Annotated in this window: 10 protein-coding genes; all 10 read right to left on the bottom strand. The window is 36.9% G+C overall.

Going from position 1 to position 12302, the window contains the following annotated elements; genetic code table 11:
• Window positions 1–168: 168 nt before the first annotated feature.
• A complete protein-coding gene (gene asp5 / locus ADI86_RS10175) occupies window positions 169–396 on the bottom strand; it encodes an accessory Sec system protein Asp5 (protein WP_049532914.1) in 228 nt (75 codons plus the stop codon).
• A 4-nt stretch (window positions 397–400) separates the two neighbouring features.
• Window positions 401–580, bottom strand: coding sequence for an accessory Sec system protein Asp4 (gene asp4 / locus ADI86_RS10180; RefSeq protein ID WP_001278708.1), 180 nt, complete (start codon window positions 578–580; stop codon window positions 401–403).
• A 1-nt stretch (window position 581) separates the two neighbouring features.
• Entirely contained in the window at window positions 582–1919 is a 1338-nt protein-coding gene (gene gtfB, locus ADI86_RS10185) for an accessory Sec system glycosylation chaperone GtfB (protein ID WP_049532915.1), read from the bottom strand.
• The gene (gtfA, locus tag ADI86_RS10190) at window positions 1903–3423 is read right to left on the bottom strand and encodes an accessory Sec system glycosyltransferase GtfA (RefSeq protein WP_049532916.1); all 1521 of its coding nucleotides are present in this window, start codon (window positions 3421–3423) and stop codon (window positions 1903–1905) included. Before gtfA ends, gtfB begins: the two co-directional genes overlap by 17 nt.
• A gap of 12 nt (window positions 3424–3435) precedes the next feature.
• Window positions 3436–5814 carry an accessory Sec system translocase SecA2 gene (secA2, locus tag ADI86_RS10195; RefSeq protein WP_162838035.1) on the bottom strand — a complete coding sequence of 793 codons (2379 nt, stop codon included), beginning with the start codon at window positions 5812–5814 and terminating at the stop codon, window positions 3436–3438.
• Complete coding sequence (gene asp3 / locus ADI86_RS10200) at window positions 5801–6241, bottom strand: accessory Sec system protein Asp3 (RefSeq protein WP_049532918.1); 441 nt, start codon at window positions 6239–6241, stop codon at window positions 5801–5803. Before asp3 ends, secA2 begins: the two co-directional genes overlap by 14 nt.
• Complete coding sequence (gene asp2, locus ADI86_RS10205; RefSeq protein WP_049532919.1) at window positions 6238–7770, bottom strand: accessory Sec system protein Asp2; 1533 nt, start codon at window positions 7768–7770, stop codon at window positions 6238–6240. Before asp2 ends, asp3 begins: the two co-directional genes overlap by 4 nt.
• Window positions 7754–9334 carry an accessory Sec system protein Asp1 gene (asp1, locus tag ADI86_RS10210; protein WP_049532920.1) on the bottom strand — a complete coding sequence of 527 codons (1581 nt, stop codon included), beginning with the start codon at window positions 9332–9334 and terminating at the stop codon, window positions 7754–7756. The genes asp2 and asp1 overlap by 17 nt, the downstream gene beginning before the upstream one ends.
• A 9-nt stretch (window positions 9335–9343) precedes the next feature.
• Window positions 9344–10561 carry an accessory Sec system protein translocase subunit SecY2 gene (gene secY2, locus ADI86_RS10215; protein ID WP_049532921.1) on the bottom strand — a complete coding sequence of 406 codons (1218 nt, stop codon included), beginning with the start codon at window positions 10559–10561 and terminating at the stop codon, window positions 9344–9346.
• A 484-nt stretch (window positions 10562–11045) separates the two neighbouring features.
• Window positions 11046–11930: a glycosyltransferase family 2 protein gene (locus ADI86_RS10220; protein WP_049532922.1), complete on the bottom strand. Its 885-nt coding sequence runs from the start codon at window positions 11928–11930 to the stop codon at window positions 11046–11048.
• Window positions 11931–12302: the final 372 nt, after the last annotated feature.

A 12302-nucleotide genomic window follows, 5' to 3' on the forward strand; every position in this document is an offset into this window, starting at 1 on the left:
AAAATCTATTGAATATGCCATAAGAAGATTATACCACATTGTGTACTATTTTTGGTTCATTTTGCTATATTTGTAATACTCTTCGAAAATCTCTTTAAACCACGTCAGCTTCGCCTTGCCGTACTCAAGTACTGCCTACGGCTAGCTTCCTAGTTTGCTCTTTGATTTTCATTGAGTATAAGTTATCACCATAAAGGTTAATAATAGAACGAATAAGGCCAAACTCACCAATAAAGTGAGAACCTTGACCAAGGTGTTACTTTGCCAATAGCTTGGTTTACCAATATTACTTGTCGCATCCATAGAAAATAATTGATTTTGTCTAGGTTGTATGGTCACCAGTACAATTAAAGCGAGAGATAGGACGATAGCTAAAACAATCAGTATGTCAATCATAGGCCTACCTCAAAATTCCTAGCAAAGTAAAGAGCAAACCAATCAGAATCATCAAACCCAATAAGAGTGAAAAAGTTTTACTAATCTTTTCCCCTCGCGTTTCTTTTTCCTTCTTGATAGGTTTTTGTTTCAACTCTTCCATGCGACCTTCAACGTCTTTGTAAAATAAATCTTCATCTGACATATTAGCCTCCTAAAACAGTTTGCATGGTTTCCTGATATCTCACCAAATCAACATAATTTGCATGTTGGCCTTGTTTGCCAAGTGCCTGACGCATTTGTTCAACATCTGAAAGAGCCAGTTTAATGGTCTCAATCAAAGCAGAAGCTTCACTACTTTCAAATAGATAATCTGGAGCGATATAAAGTCTATTGTGCACTGTCTGATTAAATCCAAGAATCAAGAGATTGTGCTCAAAGGCCTGACGCACCGCCTGCAATAACTCATTGCTATGGTTTATATCCAAATAAATATCCGACAATTGATAGAGCTCCTGAATCTTCTGTGGACTAGCGTTCTGGTAAAGTACCACATTAGGATAGCGAAGCATATCTAAGAGCTTAGAAGACATCTCTGTCACTGCCGCGATTCGGAAAGTAACACTTGGCAAACTTTCCACCAATTTTTCGACTTGCTCTAGTTGATCCGAATTGGTCACTATCAGGGCATCAGGCCGAACAAAATTATCACGCTTAAAGTGATAATGATATCCTAGATGACTAAACTTATGATGGAATTTCTCATCCGTCAATTGCAGAGCGCGTTCATAAGTCGCATAATCTGGAATGATAATGGTCTTAGCTCGAAGCTGATCATTCTCCAAAATCAGTTGCATATTTCCTGGAATATCATCATGTACTGGTTCTTGCCAAACCAGGATATCCTGACCTGATTTTTCTGGAAAATGGAAGGAAGTCAAAAACGAAGTAGATAGGCTATTAAAGAGAATGTGGTCAAGATTCAAATTCAAACCTTGTAAGAAGTCTATGATAAAGGCTACTCGACCAGAAAAATGGCGCAAGCCTTGCCCTTCCAAGGTCAAAAGAATATCACCTGTGACATGGTTTTCCAAAACAACTTCCTTGCGATCTACGTCCCGATAGGAAGTCATGATAGCTTGACCAGAAGCATCAAAGGTGGTCTTAGCAAAGCAAGCTCCAAAACGATTGTAGTGATCTACTTGAAAGATCCGACCTGCTGGTGTTTTCCATTCGACTTTTTTTACCAAGCGAGCCTGTAATCCATCTGCAAAATGAATCACTGCTCGTTCTTGATTAAGGTCATTGATAGTCCCAAATTGATTATTTCCAGCAATCTCCCAAAAGTCTGGTACAGGAACTTGATTAAAATATAAGGGTTTACCACTGTCATAACCCAAATAATAGGTGAAGGGAGAGACAACTCCATCTGGTAAAAATCCATCTGGCTCAATAACCACAGCCAAATCAGACAGGCCTGCTTCAGTCAGACTATAGTGCAAATCTTGGCTTTCTTGATTGTATACATCAAATAACTGAATCATCCACTACCTCCTTGATTGTTTTTTCCCATTTATTCAAAATCTCTTGAGTCAAGAATTTCTCAGCTATCTGGTAGGACTTTTCTCTCATGCCTTCCAAACGATTTTCCAAATACAGTTGGCAAATCTTTTCTGCGTAAGCTTTCTTGATTTCATCTTCGACATGATCAGATGAGCACGGAATCAAGTAGCCATTTTCGCCATCTTCGATGAAGGTTTGATTTCCATAGGGAACATCAAAACCAATCAATGGTAAACCTGAGCCAATTGCTTCCATGAGTGTTAAACCAAAGCCTTCGCTTGTAGAAGCAGTTAGATAAACTTCATACTGTGAATAGATTTGGGAAAGTTCGGCATGGCCCTTGAGTTTAATATACTCTTCTGCCTGACCTGCAGTGATAATCTCACGAAGACGTCCTTCTTCGCCACCACTACCGTAGATATCAAAGGTTAATTCTGACAATTCCTTATGAGCCTCAATAACAGCCTTCACGAGCCAATCAATGTGTTTTTCTTTGGCAAGACGTGAAGCCGTAATCAATGAAAATGGTTTGCGCCCTTGACTTGACTCAGTCAAGGAATCAATACTACCTACAGGAATGGTAACAATCTTTGGTTGGTGCTGGGTGTATTTAGTAAATTGGTCATGCAACACTTCATTTTGTCTGTCAGTTGATACGATAAAGAAGTCAACCTTATCTGCATTAGTAAATTGGTAGTCATAATAGTTGTTCCAAAGGATATAATCCTCATTGGTCGCATTTTCACTATAATGCTCCGCATGAACAACTACCGCTAGATGCGCCGCTTGTGCTTCCTCAAAAACAACCTGCCCAATGCCTGTCTCACGATCTAAAATCACTAGATCTGATTTGCTTAACTGAAGAGTCTGCAAGAAGTAACGGATCAAGGCCGGCTTCCCGTATAAGATTCGGTCCTTAAAACGGTAGACTTCCTCGCTCCCTTGATTCATGAACATCTCATAAGTCGGAGTCCCATCTTCATTGTAGAAGGTTCTTTGGTAGAGTGTCGCTACATTGTCTTTAGGAGCAAAATATTCTGTGCAATAACGTGTGTAAGAGAAGTAATCTTTGCGAACCAAATTACCGGCATATACATACTCTACGTATTGGACTAAATCTTTTTCCTCATCTACTAGATAACAAGTGATAAACTTGTCTTCATCTGAGAAGAAGATTCGTTCAATTTTCCCATTTCTTTCACGAAGGCTCTCTACGCCTTCGAAATAAACTAACACATCATCTACCGTCACGCTGGTCGGTGCAATGTTGATATCTGTAAAATAATTATATAACCAAATAACTTCTTCATCCTTAAAACCAATGTTAGCTGTCAAATGCTGAATATTATCGGCTAAAATCATATCTGTAAAGATAAACTTCGACGGCAGATTCAGGCTGCGAAAAATACCCGCACGATAAGCTTGGGCATATTCAACACCACTGCTGGCCCAACCAATTCCTAAATTTATATTGTAAATTGTCATATTATCCCCTTTTTATGGAAAATGAGTGACTATTTCGCCCTTAGGTCCCATCTGTACCAAGCCCATCAAGATATTCCGTACCATATCTGAACGAATCTGCTCTTTCATAGTTTCAAATCCCATATAGGCTTCTCGGTAATATTCTACGATAGGATTCGTTTGACTGGCTGTTTGCCCGCCAATTGCCATCATCAACTGTTGCAGGTAGTCCACCTGTTCCACCCAGTTATCATCAATGGCTTTAAGCATGGAAATTCTCAAAAAATGGTCATATAAATCATGAGGTTCTAACAAGGTCTTCTTATCATTTAACTCATTGTTGATGATCTGAATCAAGAAATTTCTCAACTCTTGTTCATCTTCAATGACTAGATCAAGAGGTAATTCCCTGATATTAAAACTGATATTTGTGACAAGATAGTGGAATAATTCTTCTCTAGTTTTTATATTTTCAGATAAAATAGTTTCAATATACTCGTCAATCATCTCAGATAATACATCTCGAAGATCCCTCTCACCATTTATTAAACGATTTCTTTCCTTATAGATGAGATCACGTTGGATATTCATACTCTCAGCATATTCGAGTGTTCGTCGTCTATTTGCACGACTAGCACTATCACTTGCATTTTGAGCTTTCTCAACCAGTCTATGATATTTTCTCCCCTCAAGAACTTGTGGTTGAGTAATATCTGCAACACTGTACTCCTTGTACATCCTGTGAACCCAGGATGGACCGAACTTCTTAATAACATCATCTTCTAATGATACAAAAAACTTCGACAGACCTGGATCTCCTTGTCTACCCGAGCGTCCTCTGATTTGTAGATCGATTCGCTGGCTTTCCATTCGTTCTGTACCGATGACTACTAGGCCACCAAGTTCTGCAACACCAGGTCCAAGTTTAATGTCTGTTCCTCGTCCTGCCATGGAAGTCGCAACAGTCACAGCCCCCATCTGACCTGATTCTGAGACAATTTGAGCCTCACGCGCAGCATTATTGGCATTCAAGACGTTATGGGCGATTCCTTCTCGCAAAAGTAGGGACGAATAGAGATGTGACATCTCAACAGACCCGACAAAGACTAGCAGCGGGTTTCCTTTGAAATGGTATTCCTTAATACATTCAAGTGAGGCATAAACCTTTTCTGGTAGTGTTACATAAAGATTGTCTGGATAGTCTTTTCTGAGCAAGGGACGGTTGGTCGGGATTCGGATAACAGACATATTATAGGTTTCTAAAAATTCCTTTTCTGCAACCTTCCCAGTCCCAGTCATTCCTGATATCTTATTAAACATTTTGAAAAGACTTTGATAGGTGATAGATGCCATTGCCCGTGTTTCAGGAGAGAGTTTCACATGCTCTTTGGTTTCGATGGCCTGATGGAGACCACCTTGTAACTTGGTCATTTCCATCAAACGACCAGTTCCTTTGTCTAGGAGAACCATCTCATCATCCCGAATGATATACTCCTTATCTCTCGTAAACAACTTATGCGCTCTCAAAGAATAGACTAAATGTCGCACGTAAGTTGCGTATTCTTCCTTATATAAATTATCAATTCCTAGGAATCTTTCAGCAGTTTTAGCACCTTTTGTAGTCAACCATATCTCTTCTTTTTCTTCTTTAAAGATATAGTCTTCATTTTCAACCATAGTCGTTACTAAAGTATCGATGATGCTATAGTAGTTGGACTGAACACGAGGAGAACCCGCAATAATGAGCGGTGTTTGCGCACTATCTAGTAAAATATCATCAATTTCATCAATGATTACATAGTCAAATGGACGCAAAAACTTTTCTTTACTACTGGAAGCTAGATTATCACTTAGATAATCAAAACCTAGACCACTATTGGTCAAATAGATAATATCTGAGTTATAGATTTCTTTTTTTTCTTCAGTTGTTAATTCTTCTTTAGGATCATCAGTGAAAGGCAGACCTAGACTTAAACCCAAGAAACGATAGACCGGCCCCATTTCCTCAGCGTCTCGCTTAGCTAGGTATTCATTGGTCGTAATCAACATGGCACCTTTACCAGTGAGGGCATTGAGATAAAGTGGCATAGTTGCAGTCAAAGTCTTTCCTTCACCAGTATTCATCTCGGCAACGTTTCCTTGGTGAATGACAATGCCTCCCATAACCTGAACATCATAGGGAAACATCCCTAGAATTCGCTTATCGGCTTCACGTACAACTGCAAAAGCTTCAACAAGTAAGTCATCCAGGCTTTCCCCTTCTGCTAAACGTTTACGAAACTCTACCGTTTTTGCTGCCAAGGCTTCATCGCTAAGAGCTGCCATATCGTCTTTGAGACTATTGATCTTTTTTAAAGTAGCTCTTACTTTTCTGAGTTTTCTATTTTGATACAAACTATTAAACACGATCATACTCCTTAATTGAGAAAGAATAAAAATCGAGTGACTCAAACCCAGCAGCAATGAGAGAAACTCTATAAGTATAAGTATCCTCAGGATAAACGAAAGAAAAAGATAGGGTTCTCTCAACCTTTTCTTCTAGCACTTCTTCGTAACGGTCCAAGAAAACTAGTTTGATGTAAATGCTATTTTCAGGATAACAAGTCATATTCATGGTGAATTGATAGCGATGATTTCTTTTTAAGAGAGGTAGGCTGGGCTGGCTTCTACTACCTTGATAATTCAAGCTTGAAAGCCATGATTTGAGAACTTCTCCTGGAGCTAGTAGTGGATTTGAAAGACTGATATGGCCATCTTCCCAAAACTGAACTCGAGTCCCATACAGGTAAGTTGCTCCCATATCCCCCCAGAGTATGTCTTCTCTTTGATTTATAATCATGTCTCACCTCTTCCAAATTCTGCTTGTAATATCATGTTATAAAAATGGATAAACCAGGTAACGTTGGTTCCTGTATCATCATTGTGTCGACCTGCTGTTCCTTTTGACAAAATCTTCGCTCCAGTTTGACAGAGCGTAGTGACTAGCTGGTCATAGGCATGACTATCCATATCTTCATCCTTCATGTAAGAAAGACCAAACGTCGTTTGAGAAAAATCTGCTTGTTTGAAAGCAGTCCAAAAACGGTTATCCAGCTCATCCATATGGGCTGGACTGTTTCCTCCAGTTTGATGATGAAGTACGTCAAATCCCGTGGGAAAGACACCTGGCGCTTCCAATCTACCACGTCTTGCGATTGTTCCTAAATTTGCTAAGGGTTTACCTACAACGATTCCTTTAGGCTCAAAGAATGAACCATAGTAAAGAGCGGGAAAGGTTCCCATTGATAAACCTGATAAAATCAAATCTTTTTTATCAAAACCCAAGTATTCCTGATAGTGTCGAATGGTTTGCTTAATCTTTTCTTCTAGTTCCTCACTACCTAGGTAAAAAGCTCCTCCTTCTAATCGAGGATCAGAGAACAAGATAAAAGGGCACTTGAAATTTTGCATCATTCTGTATCCTTCAAATCCCTCAGCGGGTCGAAATCCTGAAAAGTAGACAGCCAATGGTGGTTTAAAATCTCCAGGATGGAAGAAATAGTTAATCTCATCACGCTTGTTATCATGTAAGATATTACCACCGAGAACAAATTTTCCAAAGTACTTCCGACTCCAACGTTGGTGTAGACTTCCCAGTTTTAGGATTCCCAAACCACGAGCCTCGATAGACATACAGAGGTAGGAATTGTAATCCTGATCCATAATTAGAGCCGTTTTCAGGTCTTCTTCTGTAAAGATTAGGTCTTCAACTACTTCTGAAACTGAGCCTTCAGGCATTTTTCGAATCCGAAACTGAAATTCTACACCTTCACTTTTTTCATACTCTAGCCACAACTCAATTGGAAGTTTTGTTGAAGAAACAAAGTTGTATTTCCAATTAGCTACTGGAGAAAATTCTGAACCAAAATCCCCCTCCAAGAGTAGATACTCAAACCCTTGATAAGAAACAGCCCCTTTAAAACTTGGATGAACCTCTATTGTAGCTGGTTTCATCTTATCTCCGTACCCACCACCAAATAAGGAAGTGGATAAATCTTTTAAAAGCTTCTGTGGGTCTGAAAAGTCAACTGCTTGGGCACAGCGTTTTTTGATTAAATCCAAAATAAGGGGGTTGTTTGTTTGAAACTCTTGATTATAAAAAATTGTATAGGGCTCGATTATTTTAATGATTGGTAGTAGGTCAGCTAAGTAACAGCCATCTTCGATGAGGATGGCATTGAACTTGCGAATCTCATCCATTTTTACCGTTTCTTTAAGAGCCTTGGGAGAATTAGGATAAAAATAATACCATTCCATTCTTTTAGGGATCTCATAACGATGCTTCCAATTTTCTGTCCCTATCTGTAGGATTTTAAGATCCTTTGACATTTGTACTCTCCTCTATCCATTGATCTAGTTTTTCTACAAACTTTTGACCTGTATGTTCCTTGATTTTATCAATTGAGTAGATTAGAGACTGATTCCATTCTTTTAGGGTATCTAGATAATAATGGGCTGCTTTCTTAAATTCTGTGATAGTAGACAGAAGGTAGCCATTTTTCAAATGGTCGACATAAGCAGTCTCTACTTGATTCACCTGAGGAATTCCTGCACTAATCCCCGCTATTTGAGTATATAGGTGGGGTTGAGGATTTAAATCAACAATCAATCGAACATATTCTAAAGTCTTCATCATTTCCAATTCATCATTGATATTTAATAGACTATAACGGAATTTCTGCTGGGCATTTTCCTTCAAAGGATTTTCAGCTCCTTCATAGTCGACTGTTTTCTCAAAAGTATCTGCTGAGAATTTTTCATCTATGATTTCTTGGATTGCCTCTGCTACTCTCTGCATCTGGTCGTTATTGGCTGCAAAAGCACCAAAAATCACCTCAGTGTCTTTGGTCTCTGCAAGGAAGGATAAGATTTGGAAAAGACCTTCTTTGTCCACTTCTTCTTCAAAATTAAGTTGATAATAAATAATGGATTCCTTCTTTGTCTGACTTTCCCCCAATCTCAAACGAGTATCAAAGGGCGATAAATGTTTGAAAAGATGTTGTTTATCTGGGTACAAATTCTGTAGAAGCTCAAGGCTATCCTCCCTATCAACTAAAACCAAATCAACTTTAGTTATAGGTCCAAGTAAGTCTTTCATAGTCTCCTTTGGATTACGACCGATGAAAAGACTCAAGATTTTCGGGTTTACTTCAGGCAAACAGTCTAAAACAAAATCATTATGACGAGAGTCAGATGGGACAATAAACCAATCACTACTCTCTTTAATCTTCTCAATTCGTTTTTCAAAAAATTCAGCAACCAACTGCCCCATATCACTATAATAGAGAGAGTTGAAACGATAGCCAAAAATAGGATTAATCTCTACCCTACCATCCTCTTGTAAATACTCTCTGAACTGCCAAATTCCCTCAGTATTTAGATAGTCTTGGCAAGATGGATGATTGTCCTGATAATAAATAACACTTGAAACCAAGCCACGGTCATCCATAATATAGTGTTTGGTCATGTGACCTTGAGTATCAAAATACTGAATATCACTAATAAAACCTTCTACACCATGCTCAATCTGGGCATAGCGTTTCCCATCTTTGTGGATAACAATAGCGAAAGGACTGTACATAAATTCACAGTCCTTATCCCACTCAATATCTCTGATATTCAGTACTTGTGGAGAAATATCCGTAATATCTTGCATTTCATCAAAAATAGAATATACTTCAGCCTCTAACACACTATGACGATGTAAGAAATAGCGAAGATGTGGTTGATAGGCTAAAACCAAAAGGCTTGACGGCAGTTCTTGTCTATCTAACAGACGAATCTGATTGAAGGTATCGTCAAACTCCAACTTAAAAGAAGACCGATACCAAGGGATGATATCTGCATGCCACTGACGATGACTACCATACCAAGCTGGAATAAAATAATACATAACTCTCTCCTAAATCAGTGGTTTATAAGTTTCGTTTAATTTCAGTGCTTTGATTTCATCTTTAATGTTAAAGATCATACCACTTAGAATCATAAACAAACCTGGAATCATACTCACTCTTAATAATTGTTCATCAACTAAAACAAACAACATTGGTAGACCAGCAAATAAAACATTAAAGATACCACCTACAATAGCAAACTTGAAGACTAGATTATTGATAAAATTACTGGTATCCACACCTGGATAAACGCCATAAATGTACTCGCCAGAGTTTTTCATCCGTTCTGCCACTCGTTCCCCACTAATATTGACAAAAGCAAAGGCAATACTAAATATAAACAAGGTCGCTATATAGGTATAAATCCACAAGGGTTTCCCCGTTGCATATTGGGAACTTATGTGTTGATAAACTGAGTTACCTGGATCAACTAATTGTAGCAAAAGAAATAGATAAGTTGGTAAGCTAATTAAACTCATCACATACATGAAAGGCATCCCACCTGCAGGATTCAGCATTATTTCAAAATAAGAATAACGCTTAAAGCGAGATTGAAGACCAATTTTATTAACCGGAATACGATAACGAGCACGATAAAAAATTGCGATAAGATAGGTAAAAACAATTCCCATTATCCCTAGTGTTGCAATAATCCACATAGAAACTCCGAGTTTTTGTATTGATTCCATGATATCTTGAGGAAGATAGAGAATCATACTAGTCAATAAGATCGCAAGATAGCCACCAATCCCCATAGTAGAGTTAATATCTGATAGCCAGATTAAAAAGAAAGTTCCTGCGATTAGTAAAAGTGTGTTGAGTACAAGCACCAAAAATGTATTATAGTTGTACTTAATCGGTAGATTTACCGCTAAGGCTAGCGATTGAATCAAGGCAATTATTAAGGTGAGAGACATCTTTCTCCTATCCTGAATCTCATCCGAACCAGAGGCAAGATTCAAACGCTTAGATAAGGAGAACATTTGCCATAAAATCATCGACGACATCCAAGGGGATAAACCGACTGACAAGATTGACAAGCTCCGTAGATTGCCACCTGTAATTGCGGTTGAAAAAGCTAAATAAGCCGTCGAACCCCCAAGAAAATCTCTGCTATTCAAATCGATAAAAGGAAGAGTTAATCGACTACCCAGAACATAAATAAAAATTAAGAAAAGAGTTACAAACCCTTTTTTTATAACTATGGATGAAAAATAATTTTTCATAATAATTCTTTCCATTCTATAAATAAACATCAAAAAGTTCAAAAATATACGCTTCTTTAGTTTACTTTATAATACATAAAAATCATGATACAGAACTACTCGTTTTTAGTATAAAATGTTATTTCCCTACATAATTCAATGTCATTATTATAACAAAAAAAGCAGAAAAAATCTGCTTATAAGATAATAAAAGTGAATATCGTTGTTTTTTCATCAAAGAATTTCTTGTTGTCTTAAGATAAATTTCAGAGTCTGATTGATCGTTTCCACACTTTTATTTGAAATCAATCGGATAATTTGAGATCCTCTACTTCAATCAGTCAAAATAAATAAACAATCATTTTTAACTCTTATTAATAGCACTGAATCAATCTCATAATCACCATTTTCTCATCACAAATTAATAGGAGGCTGGACTATGCAATACAGAACTACATTCTTTGGATAAATTCTTTGTTTAACTTCAGGGAAAGTTTATAATTCTCTAATTAATGATATGATCTAGTTTTAAAGACTCTATTTTATGTTTCAATTTTTGTCTCTCTTCCAAATATCCATGATTTGACAATTCTGTCAACATACGCCTCAAAACATAGTCATACATTTTATAAGTTTTCCCCATATCAATCCCATCTAAATGTCTAGTCTTCTCAATCCGTTCTTCTAGTGCTTCAATGTAGTCCAGATGAGACAAATCAAAATTACTTGTTAGGCCTGAATAATTGATACGATAGGAATAGATAACATGGTTACAAATAGATATTGTAGAAGCCTTCATGTATAATTTCCAAGTTATAAACTGATCTTCTGCATATTTCCCATAAGGAAAACGAATCCCCTCAAATAAACTACGCTTGTACAGTTTTCCCCAGACAGTTGAATACATAATAAATTGGAAGTCCGTAAGTTCATCCATTTGATTCATAGCAAAGCTTTTATCCACAAAAGTAACAGGTAAACTCGGTAAATTTTCTTTTGAATATAAGAGAAAATTTGGTTCATTAAATCTACAATAAGCTCCCACAACTAGATCTGAGTCTCCTAATAGTGCTGTTGCATATAATTTTTCTATAGCATTATCCATTAAAAAATCATCCGAATCTACAAAAGTAATATACTCCCCTTCTGAACGATCTAATCCATAATTTCTCGTATCTGAAATACCTCCATTTTCCTTTTCAAAATAGCGACATCGGTTATCATATTCCGCAAATTCTTGACAAATTATTCCAGAAGAATCGGTTGAACCATCATTTATCAGCAACACTTCTATTTCTCGATAAGACTGTTTTAAAATGCTTTCAATACACTGTCGTAAATACTGTTCTACATTATATACTGGAACAATCACACTAATCAATGGTCTCATAAATAAATTTTCCTAACTTTCTAACCTAATTTTCAATACTCAGAAAAAAGTTTAAAAACTCATACAATTATTACAATTTAAACGAGTTTCGAATAATTTCTTTGTATTCATTGTCTAACAGGATTATATATAATAAAGTATTATACACTTAACCCTTATAATTTTCACTACTAATTATATCATTTTTTATATCACTTAACTAATAATAAAAATGGCTCTCTACTATTTGCAGGGAGTAAATCCCTATAGATATATAGGGAAATGAAATAAAACTGGATAAATCACTGAAAAAGTAAAATCATACTAGCCTAAAATCAAAAAACATCTTATAATGGTAGTTATGAAACTTACAAACGAAGAAATACAAAAAAT

Origin of the sequence: Streptococcus pseudopneumoniae (assembly GCF_001074975.1) — a bacterium.
GTDB classification, from domain to species: domain Bacteria; phylum Bacillota; class Bacilli; order Lactobacillales; family Streptococcaceae; genus Streptococcus; species Streptococcus pseudopneumoniae_D.